Annotated in this window: 17 protein-coding genes; 5 read left to right on the forward strand and 12 right to left on the reverse strand. The window is 64.0% G+C overall.

Annotation, left to right across the window (positions count from 1 at the left end; translation table 11 throughout):
- The 6 genes from wecB to gloA all read right to left on the reverse strand — a co-directional run.
- The coding region (wecB, locus tag V8683_RS29485; protein ID WP_462880717.1) for a non-hydrolyzing UDP-N-acetylglucosamine 2-epimerase at positions 1–1,087 on the reverse strand (1,087 nt) is incomplete at its 3' end.
- A gap of 36 nt (positions 1,088–1,123) precedes the next feature.
- On the reverse strand, positions 1,124–3,337 hold the full coding sequence (locus V8683_RS29490; protein ID WP_411188516.1) for a polysaccharide biosynthesis tyrosine autokinase: 2,214 nt from the start codon (positions 3,335–3,337) through the stop codon (positions 1,124–1,126).
- Between the two features lie 3 nt (positions 3,338–3,340).
- Positions 3,341–3,784 carry a low molecular weight protein-tyrosine-phosphatase gene (locus tag V8683_RS29495; protein WP_411188515.1) on the reverse strand — a complete coding sequence of 148 codons (444 nt, stop codon included), beginning with the start codon at positions 3,782–3,784 and terminating at the stop codon, positions 3,341–3,343.
- Complete coding sequence (locus V8683_RS29500) at positions 3,781–4,794, reverse strand: polysaccharide biosynthesis/export family protein (RefSeq protein WP_462880718.1); 1,014 nt, start codon at positions 4,792–4,794, stop codon at positions 3,781–3,783. The genes V8683_RS29495 and V8683_RS29500 overlap by 4 nt, the downstream gene beginning before the upstream one ends.
- 224 nt (positions 4,795–5,018) lie before the next feature.
- Positions 5,019–6,428 carry an undecaprenyl-phosphate glucose phosphotransferase gene (locus V8683_RS29505; RefSeq protein ID WP_411188514.1) on the reverse strand — a complete coding sequence of 470 codons (1,410 nt, stop codon included), beginning with the start codon at positions 6,426–6,428 and terminating at the stop codon, positions 5,019–5,021.
- 754 nt (positions 6,429–7,182) lie between these two features.
- The gene (gene gloA, locus V8683_RS29510) at positions 7,183–7,566 is read right to left on the reverse strand and encodes a lactoylglutathione lyase (protein ID WP_411188513.1); all 384 of its coding nucleotides are present in this window, start codon (positions 7,564–7,566) and stop codon (positions 7,183–7,185) included.
- Positions 7,567–7,738: 172 nt separating this feature from the next.
- On the opposite strand from gloA, the gene panE reads away from it, so the two are divergent.
- Entirely contained in the window at positions 7,739–8,686 is a 948-nt protein-coding gene (panE, locus tag V8683_RS29515) for a 2-dehydropantoate 2-reductase (RefSeq protein WP_411188512.1), read from the forward strand.
- A 107-nt stretch (positions 8,687–8,793) separates the two neighbouring features.
- A complete protein-coding gene (locus V8683_RS29520; RefSeq protein ID WP_411188511.1) occupies positions 8,794–9,732 on the forward strand; it encodes a DMT family transporter in 939 nt (312 codons plus the stop codon).
- Positions 9,733–9,741: 9 nt separating this feature from the next.
- Here the strand turns inward: V8683_RS29520 and rsmA are convergent, their stop codons facing one another.
- From rsmA to V8683_RS29540, 4 genes are all read right to left on the reverse strand, one after another.
- Entirely contained in the window at positions 9,742–10,575 is an 834-nt protein-coding gene (gene rsmA, locus V8683_RS29525) for a 16S rRNA (adenine(1518)-N(6)/adenine(1519)-N(6))-dimethyltransferase RsmA (protein WP_411188510.1), read from the reverse strand.
- A 15-nt stretch (positions 10,576–10,590) separates the two neighbouring features.
- The gene (gene pdxA / locus V8683_RS29530) at positions 10,591–11,613 is read right to left on the reverse strand and encodes a 4-hydroxythreonine-4-phosphate dehydrogenase PdxA (protein ID WP_411188509.1); all 1,023 of its coding nucleotides are present in this window, start codon (positions 11,611–11,613) and stop codon (positions 10,591–10,593) included.
- 13 nt (positions 11,614–11,626) lie between these two features.
- A complete protein-coding gene (locus V8683_RS29535; RefSeq protein ID WP_411188508.1) occupies positions 11,627–12,994 on the reverse strand; it encodes a peptidylprolyl isomerase in 1,368 nt (455 codons plus the stop codon).
- A 101-nt stretch (positions 12,995–13,095) separates the two neighbouring features.
- Positions 13,096–15,465, reverse strand: a complete 2,370-nt coding sequence (locus tag V8683_RS29540; RefSeq protein ID WP_411188507.1) for an LPS-assembly protein LptD — start codon at positions 15,463–15,465, stop codon at positions 13,096–13,098.
- A gap of 220 nt (positions 15,466–15,685) precedes the next feature.
- Here V8683_RS29540 and V8683_RS29545 point away from each other — a divergent pair, with 220 nt between their 5' ends.
- Complete coding sequence (locus tag V8683_RS29545; RefSeq protein WP_411188506.1) at positions 15,686–16,735, forward strand: aminoglycoside phosphotransferase family protein; 1,050 nt, start codon at positions 15,686–15,688, stop codon at positions 16,733–16,735.
- A 64-nt stretch (positions 16,736–16,799) separates the two neighbouring features.
- Positions 16,800–17,489, forward strand: a complete 690-nt coding sequence (gene murU / locus V8683_RS29550) for an N-acetylmuramate alpha-1-phosphate uridylyltransferase MurU (protein WP_411190494.1) — start codon at positions 16,800–16,802, stop codon at positions 17,487–17,489.
- Positions 17,490–17,534: 45 nt separating this feature from the next.
- Here the strand turns inward: murU and V8683_RS29555 are convergent, their stop codons facing one another.
- Positions 17,535–19,418 carry an ABCB family ABC transporter ATP-binding protein/permease gene (locus V8683_RS29555; protein WP_411188505.1) on the reverse strand — a complete coding sequence of 628 codons (1,884 nt, stop codon included), beginning with the start codon at positions 19,416–19,418 and terminating at the stop codon, positions 17,535–17,537.
- A gap of 218 nt (positions 19,419–19,636) precedes the next feature.
- Between V8683_RS29555 and V8683_RS29560 the strand changes: the two genes are divergently transcribed.
- Complete coding sequence (locus V8683_RS29560) at positions 19,637–20,035, forward strand: acyl-CoA thioesterase (RefSeq protein WP_411188504.1); 399 nt, start codon at positions 19,637–19,639, stop codon at positions 20,033–20,035.
- 39 nt (positions 20,036–20,074) lie between these two features.
- Here V8683_RS29560 and V8683_RS29565 read toward each other — a convergent pair whose 3' ends face one another.
- Positions 20,075–22,867, reverse strand: a complete 2,793-nt coding sequence (locus V8683_RS29565; RefSeq protein WP_462880719.1) for a sensor domain-containing protein — start codon at positions 22,865–22,867, stop codon at positions 20,075–20,077.
- Positions 22,868–22,919: the final 52 nt, after the last annotated feature.

Raw genomic sequence — 22,919 nt, forward strand, 5'->3', positions numbered from 1 at the left:
CCGCCTTCTCCTGCCTCCTCCCTACGCCGCATACACCACTTCCGACGATAACTCGCAATTGTGTAACGGCACCCACGATCGCCGTCACGTCGGTTCCGACGAGACGAACCACACCGGCATCCACTGCTTCCTGGCGCTCGGTCGTTTCGCGCATCACGAGCACCGGCTTGCATAAAGAAGGCGCTTCTTCCTGAATTCCACCCGAGTCAGTCAAGATCAGATATGCACGATCCATAAGTCTGACGAACGGAAGATAGTCGAGTGGCTCGATCAAATGCACATTCGCAATACCGGTCAGCAGTCGGCTCACCGGTTCGCGCACGCTGGGATTCAAATGAACCGGGTAGACGATGTCCACATCCGGATGAGCGCGGGCCAACTGCGCGAGGGCGGTACAGATGCGCTCGAACCCGTCTCCAAAACTCTCACGACGATGTCCAGTCACGAGAATAAGACGTCGCGCTGCGTCGAATTGCGGGAGCATACGTTCTGCTTCTTCGCGCAATCTGGTGTCGGTCGACAAGCGTTGCCGGACATGGAGCAACGCATCGATCACGGTATTGCCTGTGACCACAATCGATCTCGCCGGCACGCCTTCTCTCAGCAGGTTAGCCTGCGCTCTCGCAGTGGGGGCGAAATGCAGCGCGGTTAGCGCGCCTGTTAGCTTGCGGTTCGCCTCCTCCGGCCAGGGCGAAAGGAGATTCCCCGTCCGCAAACCAGCTTCGACGTGCGCAACCGGGATTTGTTTGTAAAACGATGCAAGCGTTGCGGCCATCGTGGTGGTCGTATCGCCATGGACAAGAACCATATCGGGTCGCGCATCTGCCAGCACATTCCGCATGCCCGTAAGAATGGTTGTCGTAACGTCATAGAGATCCTGACCGCGCTTCATGACGTTCAAATCGAAGTGGGGCTGTATGCCAAACAGATTGAGCACCTGATCGAGCATCTCGCGATGTTGTCCAGTTACGCAGACCTGGCAATGAATACCTGGGTCACGTTGAAGGCGCATAACAAGAGGCGCCATCTTGATCGCTTCCGGCCGCGTTCCAAACGTTAGTAGTACATTCTTTTTCATTGATACCATCTCTTACGGAAGCACCCTGCGAACAGGGCGTGCGCTTCAGTCGGAATTCTTGCTGTAGTTGGAATATGCTCCGTAACTTGTGCCACGCGCGGGTACGTCGGTGAGCAGCATTCCATCAACGCCAACACCTGCGCTAGCGAGCTGCCGCGTACATTCACGCAGCTCAGCGGCCGAGTGCTGGCCATGCCGCACAACCATCAACGTGGCACCCGCATGTTTGCCGATCACGACTGGATCTGTGACCGCCAGCACAGGGGGCGAATCGATAATGACCATGTCGTAGACTGATGCGAGTACCTTGAGCACGTCGCCAAGCCGATTACGGACGAGAAGTTCCGCCGGACGATCGGGTATCGAGCCTGCCATCATCGCATCGAGGTTCGGCAACACTTCACGATGAATGACATCCTTCGGGTCACGGCCGGTAAGCACGTCCGAAAGCCCAGGTTTGTTATTGATCGAAAAATACGAATGCACGTCGCCGCGCCGCATGTCAGCATCGATCAGCAAAATCCGTTTACCGGTCGCGGCCAATACTGCTGCGAGGTTCACCGAGACAAAGGATTTACCTACACCCGGGCGTGGGCCGGTCAACATAACGATGTTGTTTTCCGGCTTTAGCACACCAAACTGCATGGCCGTACGCAAGCTACGCAGGCCCTCCACAGCCACGTCGTCCGGATGCACTGCCGCCAGCACACCAGGTTTGGTCGGATTGCGGCGCACCGACTGACGAAGTGCCAACTCCTTGTTGCTGTGCGAAATGATCGCGTAGACCGGGATGTCAACGGCGTTCTCGATCTCTGCCGGGCTTTCCAACCCGCGGTTAACCATGCGGCGCCCGAGCGCGGCCGCGCACCCAAGTAACAAACCCAGGATGGCGGCTACGGGCAGTACGATAATCTTCAGCGGACGAACCGGTTCCTCCGGCACAACGGCGTAATCGACAGTGCGAACGTTGCCGAGCTGCCCCGCCTTCAGAACACGCAATTGCTCCGTGCTATCGAGCAATTTCATATAGAGATCGGTATTGACCTTCACATCGCGCATGAGACGCAGCGCTTGCTGCTCCGTTTCCGGCAAAGCGGTCACTTGCTGCTCGTACTGTCCTTGCTGTTGTTCCAGTCCAGCGATACGTGCGTCAATCGCGGCGACCATCGGATGCGATGCCGTATACTTCTGGACCAGATCCGCTCGCTGTTGTTGAAGCTCTATCAGCCGGGTTTTCGTATCAACAACCGTCTGCAGCAAAAGCTTGCCTTGCGCATCGAGATCAATTGCACCCGCTTTCGCTCGAAATGCGTTATAGCGTGCCTCGGATTGATCGAGGTCGGCGCGAAGCTGCGGTAATTGGTCACTGAGAAAATTCAACATCTGCTGCGCCTGCGCCGACTTCCGATCGACGTTACGTTGCACATAGATGCTCGCGATCGTGTTGACGATTGCTGTCACACGCATCGGATCCTCACCGTCGAGCTTCATTCCAATGATGCCCGACTGCTTTGTTACTTCCTCAATGTCAAGTTTCTTCTGCAGCCTGGCGACCGTCAGTTGCGTCGAGTATCGCTTCAGATCGAAACGTGTGCCCGGTCTCGCGAGCAACGACGTGACCTTGATTGCGACAGGACCATATTGAGTATTGCCAGTCGCAATCGCGCCAACGCGCCCTCGGAGTACCACGTGGTTGTCCGGGTCGGTCAACTCAAAGCTGTCTTCGCCCAGCGCTGTCAATCTGAATTTGTCTTCATACTGAGCCGGAGGCACATCGAACTGGCTAACGCCGATACGCTCACCTCCCCACGCGTAGTGCTTCAACCCCAATATTGGCGATAGCAGCTCGCTGCTGTAATGCGACCGGTAACGCGCAACGGAAGCCCCTATAAGCGGAAAATAATGTGGGCGTGCGTCGATATCAACGTGCAATCTCGTAGCCGTATCCGCAACGACCATTCGCGACCGAATCAATTCGATTTCAGCATCGGCAGTCGCCTTTGCCTGAAACAGCGATGCAAGATCACCAAGCTTGTCGTTGAGCGAACCCGATCCGGAATCATCATCCACCTGGATCAATGCATCCGCGCGATAAACCGGTGTACCGAGAAATGCATAGAGCGCGCCGATCGCGAACACAATCGCCGTAACGATCCCGATCAGCGTAGCGTTCTCCCGAAGTACACCGAACAACTCCGAGAGATCGATTTCATCATCACCTGCCGCGCCCGCCGCGGCGTTTTGCTTAAGAAGAGTCATTATTCAATGAACCTGCTGTCCTGCCAGAACGTCGCGCCAATGCGCGACGCCATGTTCGATCTGCGCAACCGCCAGATCGAACGTTGCGCGATGCCGCCGGTACGGGTCGACAATGTCGATGCCCTCATCCTCGATCAAACGAAATACTTTGCCGCGCGTGAAAGGCCACGCGGACTCGATCTGCTCCCGCTGCACCCTCGTCATCGTGAGAATCAGATCGGCTTCGCGAACCAGCTCATCCGTAAGAGACGTTGCCACGTGACCTTCGAGCCTGACTCCTCTGTCGCGCGCCAACTCGACCATGAGCGGATCCGCACCCTCGCCCACGAGCGCATGCGTGCCGGCGGAACTGATGCCAACGCCAGGCAGCGACTGCGCCAGCATCGCGGCCGCCAAAGGGCTACGGCAGATGTTGCCTTCGCAAACAACCAGAACGTTGTCGATCATTTCGCCACTAGGCCAGCGGTCAGTCCCGCGTTGATTGCCGGAATCAACAGCGTCAGCACGCGGTTGAAGCGGACCAGACCATTGCCGTCGACATAAACGACGTCTTTGGGCTGAAGATCGAATTCCTTCGCCACGAGCATGGCCACCGGCGATCGTCCGTCCAGATGGAAGACCTGCGGCTTGCCGTTCAACGCGCCGCGAATCACGAACATCTGCACCGCGTCCGCCGTCGACGAGTTCACGCTGCCCGCCTGGGCAATCGCATCGGCCAGCGTGATGCGACCCGTGCGTTTCGGGATGGCCAACATGGGCTTGTTGACTTCGCCCATCACATACACGTCGTTTTCGTCGCGTGCGACGACACGCAGCATGTCACCCGGCTTGAGATACAGCCGCGACGGACTGAGGCCGCTCGCCACCATGTCCGTCAGGTTGAGGCGGTAAGACGCGCCGCCGCGTACGAGCACGAGATCGCTCTGGTCAGCCGTGTCGGCAAAACCGCCAGCCCGCGAAATCGCTTCGTACAGCGACATCGGCACGTCGTTGACAGCGATCACACCGGGGTTGTGCACCTCGCCGTCGACATACACTTCGTGAGCGCGGTAGGAAGCCATGCGAACGGTCACCTGCGGCTTCACGAAATAGTGAGAGAGCGCCGCCGCCAGACGATGTTGCACTTCTTCCGGGCGAAGGCCCGCAACGTGCATCGTGCCTGCGTAGGGAAACGTCAGATCGCCCGACTGGTCGACAACAAAGCCTGAGAAAGGATCGCCGGGGCGCGTGGAGGACTGCGATTGCGTAGCGCCCACGGCCTGAGCGAGTTCGGGGTGATCCCACACTACGATCTGCAACACGTCGCCGGCCCCAATCGCGTAAGGCTGCGGAACAGGTGAAAGCAGGTCCATCTGCTGCTTCTGTTGCTCCAGGCGTGTTTCCTGAAGTTGCTTCACGTAAGCAACGTCGAGTTCTGTGATGGGCACTTCCGGCGTGGCGGAAGTCGCGTCCGCCACTGTCGTATCCGAACCGCCTGCTGCACCGGGCAAAGCCGATGTGGGGACACCCGGCGAAACCGGCATGCGCATGCCCGGGGCAACCGTGCAAGCGCCCAGCACCGTGCAAAGCGCGATAGCCAGGCTCGCGCCTGTGAGTCGCACGGGGACGTTAAACCGCACCGGGCGGCCTGCACTAGCACACGTTTTGTTTGATCGTTTCAGCACTTCTACTTTCCAGCCATTCAATAAGCGTTGCGGTGTATCAGTCCCTTGAACACCGTGGCGATTACGATGCGCATGTCGAGCCCGAAGGACCAGTTACTGAGGTAATAGAGATCGTGTTCGACACGCCCCTGCATCTTCTCCACGCGATCCGTTTCGCCACGAAAGCCGTTCACCTGCGCCCAGCCCGTAATGCCTGGCTTGATGCGATATCGGTGGATGTAGCCCTCGACGATGTTCTGATAAAGCGTGTCGTGCTCGATAGCGTGCGGCCTCGGTCCGACGACCGACATCTCGCCGCGGAGGACATTGAAGAACTGGGGCAGTTCGTCGAGGCTCGTGCGACGCAAAAATGCACCGACACGCGTAATGCGCGGGTCATTGCGCGTAGCCTGCTTGACGACGCCATGGGTCGTTTCATGCACGCGCATGCTGCGAAACTTGTAGATTTCGAACACTTTGCCGTTCGCGCCCTTGCGCTTCTGCGAGAAGAGCACCGGACCACGCGACGAAAGCTTCACGGCGATCGCGATGATCAAAAGCAGCGGTGAGATCGCCATCAATACAATCAATGCGAATGCGCGATCGAAGATATTCTTCGCAAGGAATGCGTCCGACGATAGCGGCGAACCCACGAGATTGATGGCCGACGTGCCGTCGAGGTCGATCATTTCGCCCTCGAAGAGCGCAAGCCCCCTCACGTCGGGAATGAAACGAATGTTGATCAGATCGTTGCGGAACAACTCGATGAATTCGAGTATCGTTTGCTGTTCCGTGAGCGGCAAGGCGAGCCACAACTCCTCTACCTGGTAGCGACGCACGTATTCCGCAAAACCGAAGCGGTCGCGAAAGGCAGGGATGGTGCCTGGTGCTGCGCCCGATTCCGGGCCGGTGTCGAAGATCGTCGAAACGAGGTAGGCCGAATCGGGCGCCGACCCGACCTTGCGTAGCAAATGCCGGCAATGGGCACCGCTGCCCACGATCGCGACCGCGCGCGTGCGGGCTCCCTGTTCCGTGCGCCGCAAGGTGAGCCAGCGTTCGAAGAACCGACAGACGACAAGGCCAAGTCCGGAAATGAGCGCCCAGCGCGCAAACCAGTTGCCGGCGGGACGATAGGGATCGAGCAGGACGATAACGAGCAGCATGGCAACGGCGAGCGCCGTGGTCCACGCCAGCGCAGGAATACAGACGCATCGCCAGAAGACCTGCCGGCGGGTGATTCGGTACAGGCCGAATACCGGGAACAGGAAAGCGGAAGTCAACAGCGCAAACGCAATCAGGGCGCTGTCATAGCCAGGCTGGCCGGCGCTCGCCTCGAGACGCAATGCAGCGGACGCACTGACGGCAATCACGACGACGTCCAGCAGGCGCGCCAGCGCGCCGCTACGACCTCGTGATGAGCCGGCATCGCGGTGAGCGGGCAAATGCATGGAGCTTTCCGGGGATGAATGGATAGCCGCATCGTTGCCGATACGGTCCGTCACAGCAGGCGCAGGCCTGCTGCGACTACTTGCCAAAGGTTCATTCGAAGGAGTTCCAGCCACGCGGTACATCGGTCAGAGATGAGAAATGAGAATGACGAGTAGGAATTACAAGAAGGCCGATAAACTGCCGGCACGTCGCCCATTCCTCTCTCCGTGAATTCGGAGACGCTTGCATGCGCATATGAGAACTGCCGTCATACCTGAAGGCGGGCATATCGGACACCATCTTTCACGCACGAGCCTTTATTGCCGAATCGCTTTATGGTTAATGACCGATGAAGTAATTCTCGTAGGCCGTCGCTTTTGCGTATATAGGATTAGTCCGATAACGACTCGCGCGAGGCAGCGCACACAGCCTTCACGCCATCTCGATATCAATTCATCACTCGGTGTGCCGCGGCCCGGATCCGCAGTCCGTTATCTGAAAAATGTCGACGCGAGTCTTTGTTTCGAAATATTTCGGTCCCGGATGGCGAGAGCGAAATGACCCGACGATGCGGACAAAATGGGAACTATTGTGCAGCCTGCGCAAGACGCAGATAGCCGCACTTATTTCCTCATAAAAAAGACAGAATTTTAAATTTCTGCAAATCGCCCGATATTGTTTTTTTATTTGTCGGACGCAATATCAATTTCAAATAAATCTTGACAGCCTTTCAAGACGGCATCGGATTTCTCCGACACCATCCGAGGCACATCCCTACTTCTTCTGGATGAACTCGATCTTGTACCCATCCGGATCGGTCACGAACGCGATCACCGTCGTTCCATGCTTCATCGGCCCGGCCTCGCGCACCACGGTGCCGCCCTGTTCCTTGATCTTCGCGCAAGCGGCATAGGCATCCTGCACTTCGACGGCCAGATGCCCGAACCCCGTGCCGAGGTCATAGGAAGGCGTATCCCAGTTGTGCGTGAGTTCGATCACCGTGCCGTCACGCTCGTCGGTATAGCCGACGAAGGCCAGCGTGAACTTGCCGTCGGGAAAATCTTCGCGGCGCAGCAGTTTCATGCCGAGCAGTTCGGTGTAGAACTTGATCGAGCGATCGAGGTCGCCGACCCGGATCATCGTGTGAAGGAGACGCATCGTGTACTCCATTTTGCCGTCGTCAAAAACGGGACTGTACCAAAATCCCCTGCGCCGTGCCGACGCCGGCAAGCGCGGCTGATTTGCTCTAGCATGAACGCCATCCCGAACTTGCCGGCCGGATCGGCAACGCGGCGGCAAATCAGGCAGTCAATCGATTCGAGGAGCGGACATGCGGATTCTGGTAGTGGGCGCAGGGGCAACCGGTGGTTACTTTGGCGGCAGGCTGGCCGCCGCCGGGCGCGACGTGACGTTTCTGGTCCGGCCGGCGCGCGCCGCGCAGCTACGCGAGGCCGGGCTCGTGATCCATAGCCCGCATGGCGATCTCCACTTGCGCGACGTAAAAACGATCACGCAGGACGTACTCGAGGCGGGAAACGCGCAGCCCTTCGACGTCGTGCTACTGAGCTGCAAGGCCTACGATCTCGACGGCGCCGTCGATTCCTTCGCCGCGGCGGTGGGTCCGTCCACGCTGATCCTGCCGCTCCTGAACGGCATGCGCCATCTCGACGTGCTGCAGGCGCGCTTCGGCACGCAGGCGGTACTGGGGGGCGTCTGCCTGATCGCTTCGACCCTCAACGCCCAGCGCGAGATCGTGCATCTGAACGACGCGCACGCGATCACCTTCGGCGAGCTGGGCGGCGGAATCTCCGCAGGCGTGCAGGCTGTCGCCGATATTTTCTCGAATGCCGGCTTCACCGTGAAGGCCAGCGAGCGGATCCTCCAGGAGATGTGGGAGAAGTGGGTATTCCTGGCCTCGCTCGCGGGTTCGACGTGTCTCATGCGCGCCCCGGTGGGCGTTATTCTCGCGACGCCCGACGGGGAAGCGATCGTCGAACGCCTGTTCGCCGAATGCCGCGCTATCGCCGCGGAGAACGGCCATGCGGTACGCGATGCGTTCGTTGAACGTTCGCGTTCGATGCTGTTCGCGGCCGGATCGCCGCTCACGGCGTCGATGCTGCGCGACGTCCAGAACGGTTCTCGCACGGAAGCCGATCACGTGCTCGGCGACCTGATCCAGCGCGGCGGCACGGCGCAAGCCGGCGACGCCCCCTCGGTGCTGCGCGTTACCTACAGCCATCTGAAGGCCTACGAGGCCCAGCGCAACGTCGCCAACTGAGAGGTTGACGGGGCAGCGCTCCCTGCCCGCGTCAGGGGTATCGGCGCTCCTTACAGACGGATTTGTTATCGTAACGATCCGCCTTACAGCCGTTCTCCGACTGACCGATGAGCACCCTTACCCTTCCCGCACGCCGCGCGCCAGACAGCCAGGCTGTGATCCTGATGGTCGTGCTCTGCGCGATCTGGGGCTTGCAGCAGGTTGCCATCAAGAGCGCCAATGTCGCGCTGCCGCCCGTGTTTCAGGCCGGGCTGCGCTCGGCGATCGCAACGGTGCTCGTATGGGTGTGGGCGAGCCGGCGCGGCACGCCGCTCTTTCGCGAAGACGACACGCTCGGCGCCGGTCTGCTCGCGGGCGTGCTGTTCGCCGGCGAATTCGTTTGCATTTTCCTCGGCCTCACGATGACGAGCGCCTCACGCATGGCCGTGTTCCTCTACACCGCGCCTTGCTTCACGGCCCTCGGTCTGCACTGGTTCACGCCGGGCGAACGGATGCGGCGCACGCAGTGGATCGGCATCACGGTGGCGTTCGCCGGCATGGCGCTCGCGTTTGCGGATGGTTTCGCGCGCAACGGCGCGGGGGACTTGCGCGCGACGCTGACCGGTCTTGCCGGCGACGCGCTCGGCGTACTCGGCGGCGCGCTGTGGGCCGCAACTACGGTGGTCGTGCGCAGCAGCACGCTCGCCCATATCAGTGCGAGCAAGACGCTCTTCTATCAACTGGCGGTGTCGGCAGTGGTATTGCTAGCACTCGCAGCAGGGCTCGGCCAGCTCGAAGTCCACACGGTCACACCGCTCGCCGTCGTGGCGCTCGGCTATCAGGCCATCGTCGTCGCGTTCGCGAGCTATCTCACCTGGTTCTGGCTGCTCACGCGCTATATGGCGTCCCGGCTTTCCGTATTCTCGTTTCTCACGCCGCTCTTCGGCGTGACGTTTGGCGTGCTGCTGCTCGGCGAGTCGTTCAGCGGCCGCTTCCTCCTCGCCGCCCTGCTCGTGCTGGCCGGCATCGCGCTGGTGAACGCGCCCGCCAAGGCGCAGGCGCGCTGACGGCGCGGCTCAGCCGCCCGTCTGCCCAGCCAGCCCCAGCGCCTGGGCAATGCGCACGTACTCCTCCACCGGCACCTCTTCCGCGCGGCGTGCCAGATCGAAGCCGAGTGCTTCGAAGTCCAGGCGGTCGCGATAGTCGCCAAGCGTGTTGCGCAACATCTTGCGCCGCTGCGAAAACGCAGCAGTCACGAGCTCGCCGAGAATCGAGCCGTCGACCTCGGGCAGTTCGTGCGGCGCGTACGGAATCATGCGGACGATCGCCGAATCGACCTTCGGCGGCGGCTGGAACGATTCGGGCGGAACGTCGATCAGCTTGTCGATGACGTAGCGGTACTGCAGCATCACGGTGAGGCGGCCGAACGCCTTGCTGCCGGGCTCCGCGACCATGCGCTCCACCACCTCGTTCTGCAGCATGAAGTGCTGATCGATCACGCAAGGGGCAAATGCCGCAAGGTGAAACAGCAGCGGGCTCGAAATGTTGTACGGCAGGTTGCCCACGATGCGCAGCGACGGTTTCTCGCCAGGCGCGGCGAGCGAGCTGAAATCGAAGGCGAGCGCGTCGCCCGCGTGCAGTTCGAGCAGCGCCCCGAACTTCTTCGTGAGGCGCGCGATCAGGTCGCGGTCGAGTTCGACGGCATGCAGCGGCGACTCCGGGGTCGCGAGACGTTCGATCAGCGGCTCGGTGAGCGCGCCGAGGCCCGGCCCGATCTCGACCATGCGCTCGCCTCGCTGCGGGCGGATCGTGTCGACGATCGAGTCGATCACGCCGGTATCGACAAGGAAGTTTTGACCGAAGCGCTTGCGCGCAAAGTGGCCCTGGTATTGTCTGCTGCTATTGGACATCGTCTTGAGTATCGGTCAGAGAGCGCGGCGGTGCCGCGCCATCGAAACAGCGGTATCGATCGCGGCGATCAGGCTGCCCGCGTCGGCACGGCCCGTGCCGGCGAGGTCGAGCGCGGTGCCATGATCGACCGAGGTACGAACGATCGGCAGGCCCAGCGTCACGTTGATGCCCTCGCCGAACGTCGCGTATTTCAGGACCGGCAGGCCCTGGTCATGGAACATGGCCAGCACGCAGTCGGCGTCTTTCAGGTAACGCGGCTGGAACAGCGTGTCGGCCGGATACGGGCCCCGTACGTCGATGCCCGAGTCCGCGGCAATCTTCAGCGCCGGCGTAATCGTTTCGATCTCCTCGCGCCCCAGGTAGCCGTTCTCGCCCGCGTGCGGATTGAGCCCCGTGACGAGGATGCGCGGCTGCGACACGCCGAAATGGCAACGCAGGTCATGATCGATGATGCGCACGGTCTCGACCAGCCCGTCGATCGTGAGGGCAGCGGAGACGTCCTTGAGCGGCAGATGGGTCGTGGCGAGCGCGACGCGCAGCGGCCGCGCGCCGGTTCCCGCCAGCATCATGACCACGCGCGGCGTGGCGGTGCGCTCGGCCAGGTATTCGGTATGGCCGGTGAACGGCACGCCGGCATCGTTGATGGTGCTCTTCTGCAGCGGTGCGGTAACGATGGCGTCGAATTCGTGCGCAAGCGCCCCGTCAATCGCCCGGTCTAGCAAACGCAGTACATAACGGCCGTTCGCGGCATCGAGCTTGCCCGGCTGGGCAGGCACGCCAAGCGGTACGTGTTCGACACGCACGCGGGAGCCGGCGTGTAGCGCGGCCCAATCGACGTTCACGGCACCCGCGCGCGCGGCGAGCAGGTCCGTGTCGCCGAGGACGACGAACCCGGCATCGGGCCAGTGGGCCGCCGCGCCGGCAAGCGCCGCCGCAGTCAGCTCCGGGCCGACGCCGGCGGGTTCGCCGGTGGTGATCGCGATGCGCAGCGGCCCCACCCCTCGCGGAGCCGGCAACGAGGATGCAGGGGCGTTCACGGCGCGTTTTCCTTTAGTTCTGCGGCGGCGTCATGCCGGGGATCTTGTAGTCGACGTAGGCGCCGTCGCGCAGCTCGCGCAGCCAGTCGGCATAGGCCTGTTCCGCCTTGCGCTGGCCGATGGCCTGGCGCGCGAGATCCATCTGCTGCGCAACCGAGCCTTCAGCGTCGCGGCGGCCCAGCACCTGGATCAGGTGATAGCCGTACTCGGTGCGCACCGGATCGCTGATCTGGCCGTCCTGCAGCGAGTTCATGGCGCGCTCGAATTCAGGCACCGTCTCGCCCGGGCTGATCCAGCCGAGATCGCCGCCCTGCGAGGCCGAGCCGTCCTGCGAGTAGGTGCGCGCGAACTTGGCGAAGTCGCCGCCCGCCAGCACCTCGCGCTTGATCTCCAGCAGCTTCTGGCGCGCTTCCGGCTCCGACATGCCCTCGCCAACGCGCAGCAGGATGTGGCGCACATGGGTCTGCACGAGCGTCGGCGCGGCGCCGGCGGTGCCCTGGCTCGTGCGGCGGTCAACGAGACGGACGATCTCGAAGCCGTCGTTGGTGCGGATCAGATCCGGATTGACTTCGCCCGGACGCAGCGTCGCGGCGGCGGTCACGAATTCCGGCGGCAGCTTCGACGGGTTCAGAAAGCCCATGTCGCCGCCCTTGCTCGCGTCAGGCGCCTGCGAGTCCGACTTGGCGAGCTTCGAGAACTTCTCGCCCGACTGCGCCTCCTTGAGCAGCGCGTCGGCCTTTGCCTTCGCGGCATCGATGTCGGTCTGCGACTCGTTCAGCGGCGCCTTGATGAAGATGTGCTCGAAGTGCAGATCGTTCTGCTGGCCCACGTTCGGCCCGCGCTGGCTCGCGATGTAGTTCGCGACTTCCGCGTCCGTAACCGAGATCTTGCTGTCCACTTCCTTCTCGCGCAGCTTCGAGAGCGTGAGTTCGGTGCGCGCGTCGCGCGTGAACGTGGTCCAGGGCACGCCTGCCGCCTCGATGCGGGAGCGGTAGGTGGCGAGGTCGAGGCCGTTGGCCTGCGCGAGGCGCTCGAGCGTGCGCTGCACGGCCGCGTCGTCGACGGTGATGCCGTCATCCTTCGCCTTCTGGAGCTGGATGCGTTCGAGCACCATCTGGTTGAGCACCTGGGCGCGCATCTGGTCCATCGGCGGCACCGGGGCGTTCTGCTGCTGCAGGCGGTGCACGATGAGGCCCACGCGATCATCGAGTTCGCGCTGCGTGATCACGCCGTCGTTGACGACGGCGGCGATCGTGTCCACGGTTTGCCCGGGATTGGCGGGCAGACCCTGCGCTTGCGCCGGTGCGGCCGGCATGAGACCCGCTATGGCGAGGAAACTCGCAGCAAACGCTGCCAGGCGAAGCTTTTTCATGATTCCCACAGATACTCCAATGTTGGCGGGCAGCTTCGCCCGTCTCTATGCACCGACCCCGCGCTGCCTCGCGCGCCTTCCGTTTCCGGAAAAGCGCGACGGATCACGCGTTATTGATAATCCGAGAAGCGCGACTGCGGCGGCGGCATCGCGGGCAGCGGCGTATAGCCCGCTACGCCGGCCTGGAACGCCGCTGTCAGCCCGTTGTCGACCTTCGTCAGTCCCTTCAGCGTCAACTGCGCCATGAACCGCGTCCCCGAAGTCTGGGCGCCCGCTGAATTGACCCCGTCCGAATAACGCTGCAAACCGACGCCGAGCGTCCAGCAGTCGGCGTCGTACTGGAGACCGACGAGACCGTCGACCAGGGCGTGGCCAACCAGATCGTAGTTGATGCGGCCCACGGCGTACACCCGGTGCGAGAACGGCCATTGCGCCGAAATCAGAAGCTGGTTGATCGGCGTGTAGTCGAGCGTGGTGTTCGCGCGCGTGTAGCGGTACGCGATATTCAGCACGCGGCCGGGGCCGGCGCTGTATCCGAAACCGACGCTCGCCTTCGTGAGCTGATTATTGTCGGCATTATATTGGAACGCCGTTTCCGAAGCGAAACCGCCCCCGATCTTCAGCGCCGCACCGGCGATCAGATCGGAGTGCGTCGCTTCCGCCGACGTCTCGCCCGGCAGAAGCGTCACGCGCTGATCCTGGAAGTAGTACTGCTGCGCAATCACGAAGCGCGCGCGCTCGTCGCCGGTCGCCGGATCGATGAAACGCGTGGTGAGCGCGGCGGTAATACGGTTCGCGTCGGCAATGCGGTCGTCGCCGACGAACGTGTTCGGCGTGAAGATCTCCGCGAGCCCGAAGTCGGACTCGGCCGTGTCGAAAAGGGGCGCGAACTCCTGGTTCCGGTACGGCGTGTACACGTAGTACAGGCGCGGCTCCAGCGTCTGGATGTAGTCGCTGCCGAACAGGTGGACATTGCGCTCGAACACGAGCCCCGAGTCGAAGCTGAAGGTGGGCACCTGCTCGGTGAAGTCCTTCGGCTGCCCGACGGGCGAGCCCGAGCCGATTTCGCTCAGGTCGTACGACGCGAAGTGCCACTGCACCTTCGGCGTGACGAAGTAGCCCGGCCCGACCACCGAGTACGACAGGTACGGGCTGAAGGTGATGCGATCGCCTTCGGTCGAGTCCGGGGTCGTGATGGTGAAACGCGAGTAGTCGGCGGTCGCGCCAAAGTCGAAGCCATCGACGTTGTACTTGTTGTACTTGATGTTCAGCTCGGGCTCGCGGCCGTACGGCGCCGTGGACGGCGCGAGCGTCTGCCAGTTCTGGACACGCGCGAGCACCGACCATGGCCCGTTGTTGTACGTGAGGCCGGCTTCCTGCTGGTACAGCAACTGCGTGCCGTTCAGGAACTGGCTGGCCGGCGACGCCAGGTCTTCCGGATACTGGCTGTCCGAGACCTTGTTGTAGTAGATGTATCCGCCGAACCCGTCGCCGAAGTTCTGGTTGTGCTGGATGAACAGCGCGTAGCGGTTCGTGTGCGTCTGCGAATCGTCCGGCAGGAACGTGCCGGTCATGGTCCCCGAATAGTTCGGCGTGAGATACCGGAAATTCGCCGTCGTAAACAGGCCGCGCTTGGACATCAACTCCGGCGTGACCGTCGCGTCGTAGTTCGGCGCGATGTTGAAGTAGTACGGGACCGCGATGTCATAGCCGTTCGTCGAGTCGATCGAGAACGTCGGCGGCAAAAAGCCGCTGCGGCGGTCGCCCGAGAGCGGGAACGAGAGCCACGGGCTCGCGAAAATCGGGATGTTCTGAAAGTACAGGACGCTGTTGTGCGCCACGCCTTCGTCGGCGCCGGTGTCGAAGTCGAACTCGCTGCCCTTGATGTACCACGAAGGGTTAGTCGAGCACTGGCACGCCGTATAGGTGCCGTTCGTGAGCACCGAACGCTCGTTGTCGAGCAGGTCCGCGCGCTCCGCGGTGCCGGAGCCGCCTGTCAGCGTGAAGTGATACTTTGCCGCCGGCATGAAGCCTTCGTTCGCTTCGACCTTCAGGTGCCCTTCGGGTCCCGCAAAGGTCGTGCCGTCCTGCGACACCACGACGTGGCCGTACGCATCGGCGATATCGGTGTCTTCGTCGTAGTGCAGCGCGTCGCCCTTGACCGAGTTGCTGCCCTGGCGCAGCTCCGCCGCGCCCTTGGCCGCGAGGTCGGTGTCCGTGGTGCCCGTGGTCGAGTCGCCGAGCACGAACGTGGCCGGATGCTGGCCCGGCACAGGGGGAAGGTCTTCGAGCTGCGGCGCAAGGCGCAGGCTCCACGGACCGTCTAGCTGCTCGGGCTGGGCGGCCGCACCCGACAGTTGGGCGTGCGAAATCGCGGGCATCAAGCCCGGCACGGCCACGAGCGCCGCGATGAGCCGCCGCTTGCCCGGCACGCCGTCGTCACTTCTGGAGATCGTCTGGAAAAGCTTTCTGGGCGGCATGTATGGTTTTGGCGAATCGGCCCGGCCATCAGCCCCCGGTCAGGGACACCCGCTTCTCGCGCGGGCCCCGGCTCAGACCGGGCGCACAGCGGATAGCCTTTCATCGGACGATGAAGGCGGCAAGCGTACCGTCATGCGGGCTTTGGCGCGAGTCGCGTCAAAAAAGTCGTGGGGTATTATATGGCAAGACGTTGATCCACTGATTCTGCTCCCGGTTTTCATGACTCCAACCGCCGTGCCCCGCGTGGCCGATACGCGCCTCGACCTCCTTGCCAGTTGGCTCGCCTCCCATGCGCAACGCTACGCGCTCGATCTCGCCACGCTCGCTCCGGCTTCCGCCGACGCGAGCTTCCGGCGCTACTTCCGTATCGGCAGCGCCGGGGAGCACGGGGCGACGCTGATCGCCGTGGACGCGCCTCCGCCCGAGAAATGCCGGGAGTTCGTGCAGGTCGACGAACTGCTCGCCAGCGCGGGCGTGCACGTGCCGCGCGTGCTGGAGGCCGATTTCGACGCCGGTTTCATGCTCGTGACCGACCTCGGCACCGCCCCCTACCTGAAGGCGCTGCAGGACGCCGGCCCCGGCCCGCGCTCCCGCGAGCTGATGCGCGACGCGCTCGACGCGCTCGTGCGCTGGCAGCTCGCCTCGCGCGAAGGCGTGCTGCCGCCGTTCGACGAAGCTTTCCTGCGCCGCGAGATGGAACTGATGCCGGAGTGGTACCTGCAGCGCCACCTGGGGCGCGAGGTGGACGCGGCCACGCGCGGCGTGCTCGACCGCACCTTTGCGCTGCTCGTCGAAAACGCGCTCAAGCAGCCGCAGGTCTTCATGCTGCGCGATTTCATGCCGCGCAACCTGATGATCGCGAGCCCGAACCCGGGCGTGCTCGACTTCCAGGACGCCGTGTCCGGCCCGATCACCTACGACGTGGCTTCGCTGCTGCGCGACGCGTTCATCGGCTGGGACGAAGAGTTCGAACTGGACTGCTTTGTGCACTACTGGGAATGCGCGAAAAAGGCTGGCCTGCCGGTGAACGCCGACTTCGGCGAGTTCTACCGCCAGCTCGAATGGACGGGCCTGCAGCGGCATATCAAGGTGCTGGGCCTTTTTTGCCGGATCAACTATCGCGACGGCAAGCCGCACTACATGGGCGACCTGCCGCGTTTCCTCGGCTACGCGAGCAAGGTTGCACACCGCTACCGGCCGCTCGCGCCGTTCGCGCGGCTCATCGACGAGCTGCGGGGCACGGCCGCCGAAGCCGGCTACACCTTCTGAGCCCCCCATCCCGACCCATGACGAGGCCGAATCCATGAGCCGCGACCGCTTCGAGCGCACGGCGATGATCTTCGCCGCCGGGCGCGGCGAGCGCATGCGCCCGCTGACCGACGCCTGTCCCAAACCGCTCCTGCCCGCGGGCGGCAAGCCGCTGATCGTCTGGCAGATCGAGCGGCTCGCCGCGGCGGGCTATACGAATATCGTGATCAATCATGCCTGGCTGGGCGAGCGCATCGAAGCGGCGCTCGGCGACGGTGCGCGCTTTGGGGTCGCGCTGCGCTATTCGCCCGAGCCGCAGGCGCTGGAAACCGCTGGCGGCATCGCGCAAGCGCTGCCGCTGCTGGAAACGCACGGCGAGCCGGCCGTGTTTGTGGGCGTAGCCGGCGACATCTTCAGCGATTACGATTTCGCGCGCCTCGATACGCATGCCGAAGCACTCGCCGCGAGAGCCGAGCCGGGCATGCATCTCGTCATGGTGCCGAACCCGCCATTCCACCCGAACGGCGATTTCGTGCTGGGCGAAGACGGCGTACTCGCTCCCGACGGCGCACCCCGCCGCACGTTCGGCAGCATTGGGCTCTACGACACGCGGATGTTCCGCGACCTCGCCCCCGGAACGAAGCGCGCGCTCACGCCGTACTATCGCGAAACGATCGGACAGGGCCGCGCCACCGGCGAGCTCTACGAGGGTCGATGGGAAAACGTCGGGACGCCGGAGCAGCTCGCGGCGCTCGACGAAGCCCTGCGCGCCTGAGCCTCCGCGTGCCGGCCCCAGGCGGCGAGATTCGTCCTCCACCCGTCACTTGCCGCCCGCCGCCTCCTCGATTTGCGCGTCCGGCTGCGCCGCGCGCTGCTGCTGGAGCGCCCACATCTGTGCGTAGTGACCACCTGCGGCCAGCAGCGCTGCGTGGGTGCCGCGCTCGACGATGCGCCCGTGGTCCATCACGATGATCTGCTGGGCGTGCACCACCGTCGAAAGCCGATGCGCGATCACGAGCGTCGTGCGATCGCGTGCGATGTGGTCGAGCTCCTGCTGGATCGCGCGTTCGGAACGCGAGTCGAGCGCCGAGGTCGCCTCGTCGAACAACAGGATCGGCGGGTTCTTCAGCAACGTGCGTGCGATCGCCACGCGCTGCTTCTCGCCGCCCGAGAGCTTCAGCCCGCGCTCGCCCACCGGCGTGTCGTACCCCTTCGGCAGGCTCTCGATAAACGCGTGAATATGCGCCGCGCGCGCCGCCGCGATCACTTCGTCGCGGCTCGCCGTGGGCCGCCCGTAAGCAATGTTGTAGTAGATCGAGTCGTTGAAGAGCACCGTGTCCTGCGGCACGATGCCGATCGAGGCGCGCAGCGAGTCCTGCGTCACGTCGCGGATATCCTGTCCGTCGATCGTGATCGCGCCGCCCGTCTTGCGGTCGAGGTCGTAGAAGCGGAACAGGAGGCGCGAGAGCGTCGACTTGCCCGAGCCGCTGTGCCCCACCACCGCCGTGGTCGTGCCCGCCGCGATCGTAAAGCTCACGTCGTGCAGGATCTGCCGCGCCGGCTCGTACGCAAAGTTCACGTGCGAAAAGCGCACCTCGCCGCCGCGCACCGCCAGCGCCGGCGCGCCCGGCTCGTCGGCCACCTCGCGCGAGACCGTGAGCAGCGTGAACATGCGGTCCATGTCGGTGAGGCTCTGCTTGAGTTCGCGATACACCACGCCAAGGAAATTCAGCGGAATGTAGAGCTGCAGCATGAACGTGTTGATGAGCACGAGGTCGCCGAGCGTAAGCCGCCCCGCCATCACGCCCTGGGTCGCGCGCCAGAGGATGAACACGAGCCCTGTGCCGATGATGGCCTGTTGCCCGAAATTCAGCGCGGAAAGCGAATGCTGGGACTGGATCGCGGCGGCGCGGTAGCGATGCAGGTTCTCGTCGTAGCGCTTCGTCTCCCATTCCTCGTTGCCGAAGTACTTCACGGTCTCGTAGTTGATCAGCGAATCGATCGCCCGCGAGTTGGCGCGCGAGTCGAGTTCGTTCATCGTGCGGCGGAAATGCGTGCGCCACTCGGTCACCTTCACGGTGAACACGATGTACGCCGCCAGCGCGACGAGCGTGACGATCGCGTAGTACGCCTCATATTTCACGGCGAAAAAGCCGAGCACGAGCCCGACTTCCACCAGCGTCGGCAGGATGCTGTAGAGCGAGTACGAGATGAGCTGCGTGATGCCGCGCGTCCCGCGTTCGATGTCGCGCGACATGCCGCCCGTCTGCCGGTCCAGGTGAAAGCGCAGCGAGAGTTCGTGCAGATGCCGGAACACCTTGAGCGCGAGCTGGCGCACGGCGCTTTCGGTCACCTTCGAAAAGAGGATTTCGCGCAGCTCGGTGAAGAGCGAGGTCGAGAGCCGCACGACCGCGTACGCCACCACGAGCAGCCCGATGCCGCCCACAAGCACGATGCCGGGCGCGTGCTCGGCGCGGCCTAGCGCCGCGAGGTGGCGCACGGAAGCGAGGCCGTCGACGATGTGCTTCATCACGATCGGCACGCCGAGGTTCGCGACCTTCGCGCCGATCAGGCAGGTGAGCGCGAACCCCACGCGCCACTTGTAGGCGGTGAGATAGGGCAGCAGCGAGACGATGGTCTGCCAGTCGTTGCGCGGCCCGGTGGCGGGCAGCGGCGGTTCGTTCGAGGCGGGAAAGCGGCGCATGGCGGCAGCGGGAAACCGCGTGGTGTATTCGGGACTTTGGGCGACGGGATCGGCGCGAACGCCCCGCGACGGCCGGCCTGGGCCTCGCTTTCCCGTACAATTCGTGATTACCGTATTGTCGCAGAAGGCGCCCGGCGCCGCTCATCGCCGCCTTGCCGCGCCGGCCGCGACATTCCCCCTCCTTTTCGTGAACTTTCGTGGACCTTCGTGGACGACCGATGACCAACGCCCTCCCGCTTCCAGAAAAACCGCCCGCGCTGCGCGTCGTGCCGCAGCCCTCGGACGCGAACGTCCACGGCGACGTGTTCGGCGGCTGGATCATGTCGCAGGTGGACATTGCCGGCTCGATTCCGGCGAGCCGGCGCGCGAACGGCCGCGTCGCCACCGTCGCCGTGAACTCGTTTCTGTTCAAGCAGCCGGTGTTCGTCGGCGATCTGCTGAGCTTCTACGCCGAGATCGTCAAGACCGGGACGACCTCGGTGACCGTCGAGGTCGAGGTGTACGCCCAGCGCATGCGTCTCGCCGACGAAGTCGTCAAGGTGACGGAAGCGACCCTCACCTACGTCGCCACCGGCAACGACCGCCGGCCGCGTCCGCTGCCGCCGATCGCCACCTGATCCGGGCCCGGGCCCCGGGCGCGGACGTCCCCCGCCCGTTCAGGCCATCCAGGCCGTCCCGGCCCCTTCTTCGTACGCAATGCTCGCGCCAAGCAGCGTCGCGACCTCCTCGCCGGGCAGCGGCGGCGCGAAAAAGAAGCCCTGCATTTCATCGCAGGCGCGCTCGCGCAGGAATGCGTACTGCGACGACGTCTCCACGCCCTCCGCCACCACCAGCAACTGCAATTCGTGCGCGAGCGCGATGATCGCCGCCGTGATGGTTTCGTCGTCGCCGCCCGAGCCGATATCCGCCACGAACGAGCGGTCGATCTTGAGCCGGTCCACCGGCAGCCGCTTCAGGTAGCTCAGGCTCGAATAGCCGGTGCCGAAGTCGTCCACCGAAAGCCCGATGCCTAGCGCGTGCAGCTCGTTGAGCATCGACACCGCCTCTTCGGCGTTGCGCATGAGCGTGCTCTCGGTGAGTTCGAGATCGAGCCAGCAGGCTTCGAGACCGGTTTGCGCGAGTACCTCGGTCACGAGCTGCGCGATATTGCGCTGATTGAACACGCGCGCCGACAGGTTCACCGAGACGCGCACCGCCGGCAGCCCCGCGCGCTGCCAGGCGTGGTTCTGGCGGCAGGCCTCGCGCAGCACCCAGTCGGAAAGCGAGCCGATCAGCCCGCTTTCCTCGGCGACAGGAATGAACTGCGAGGGCGGCACGACCCCGGTTTCCGGGTCGTGCCAGCGCACGAGCGCCTCCATGCCCACGATACGCCCCGTTCCCACCTCCACCTGCGGCTGGTAGTGCAGCCGGAACTCGCCGTCGCGCAGCGCGCGGCGCAGGCGCCGTTCGAGGTTCATGCGCGCGCCCACGCTCGCGTTCATCTCCGGTTCGAAGAACTGGAAGGTGTTGCGCCCCATGTCCTTGGCGCGGTACATCGCGACATCGGCCTTCTTGAGCAGCGTCTCGGCGTCGCCGCCGTCCTGCGGAAAAAGGCTCGCACCCATGCTGCAACCCACGTAGAGCTCAGTGCCGTCGAGCCACACGGGTTCCGAGATCATGGCCCGCGCCCGCTCCATCCAGTTGATCAGCGATTTTTCGTCGAGGGTGTCGGTCAGCACGATCACGAACTCGTCGCCGCCGTGGCGCGCAACCGTGTCGCTCGTGCGCGTGCAGCGCGCGAGCCGCTCGGCCACGACGCGCAGCAGCCGGTCGCCCACACTGTGGCCGAGGCTGTCGTTTACATTCTTGAAGCCGTCGAGGTCGATGAACACCACGGCCACGCCGCGCTCGTGCCGGTGCGCGGTGACGAGCGCCTGCTGCAGGCGGTCGCGCAGCAGATTGCGGTTCGGCAGCAGCGTGAGGCTGTCGTAGTTCGCCTGATATTCGAGCTGCTCCTGGTAGCGGATCAGCGCGGTGACGTCGTTGATGATGCCGATGTGATGCGTCGTCCGGCCTTCCAGGTCGGGCACCGGCGCGATCAGCAACTGGTTCCAGAAGAGCCCGCCGTCCCTGCGGTAATTGCGCAGCACGGCGCTCACCTCGCGGTTCGCGGCCAGCGCCTCGCGGATCGCGACAAGCCCGTCCTGGTCGCGGTCGTCGCGCTGCAGCAGACGGCTATCGAGCCCGATCACCTCGGCCGGGTCGTAGCCCGTGATCCGCCCGAACGCCGGGTTCACATATTCGATCAGGTTGCTGCCGCCCGGCCCCGGCGCCGTGATGAGAATCGCGTTCACGCAGGCGTCGAGCGCACGGCTTTGCAGGCGCAGCGCGAGGTCGGCGCGCTTGCGCTCGGTCGTGTCCGTGAACGAGCCCAGCACGCCGATTACGCGGCCGTCGCCGTCCAGCATCGGCAGCCTGCTCGTGAGCGCGGTCTTGTGCACGCCGCCGACCGTCATGTCCTCTTCGAAATTGATGTTCGGCAGCCCCGATTCGAGCACCTCGCGGTCCTGTGCCCGCATGAGCGCGGCGTAGGATCGCCACGGCAGATCCTCGTCGGTCTTGCCGATGATCTGCTCGGGATACGCGAGCCCCGCGTCGCGCGCGAACGTCATGTTGCAGCCCAGATACCGCGATTCGGCGTCCTTCCAGAAAATGCGCTGCGGAATGTTGTCGATCACCGTTTCGAGCATCTGGTTCGAGCGCTGCGCCTCTGCCTCGGCGAGGATCTGCTCGGTCACGTCGTCGGCGTGCACGAAGACGGCGGCGCGGCCGAGAAACGTCAGCGCATGGTGCGCAATGTTGGCGCTGATCGTCGAGCCGTTGCGGCGGCGGTGATGCCAGACGCCGGCCATCGTGCGCACGTTCGGCGTGAGCGTGTCCGTGCGCGCGAGGTATTGATCGAGACGCGCGACGTCCTCGTGCGCACGGATGTCGCGGATCGTCATCGTGAGGAACTCTTCCTCGCGGTAGCCATACTGCTGGACCGCCGCCGCGTTGACGGCGAGAAAGCCCAGGGTCTCGCGGTCGAATACGTACATCGGCACCGGATGGGCGTCGAACAGCCCCTGGAACCCCTCGCTGATGACACGCGTGCCGTGCAGCTTTTCGCGGGCCGCGCTTTCGCGCGCGCCGAAGGTGTAGAGCAGCAGCGTCGCCCCGGCGAGCATCGTCACGATCAGGAGGATCGAGGCGCGGCTCGACGAGCGCGACGATTCGCTGAGCGCGGCCGACAGCGCCAGGTCCTGCGCGCCCTGCAGCGCCGAGAGCCGGGCGTCGAGCCGGTCTACGCTCGCGTCGAGGCGGATGTATTCGGTGGTGGCCCAGGTGGCGGCGTCGGGGGCCAGCGCTGCGAGCGGTGAGGTAGCCGTGGACGCGGGCGTGGCGGCGCCCGCCCGCCGCGCCCCCCCCAAGGCCGGCTGGCGTCATCGGTGCGGCGCATGGGGCGTTGTCATAATGTCGGGT

This window comes from Paraburkholderia sp. AV2 (assembly GCF_054968425.1).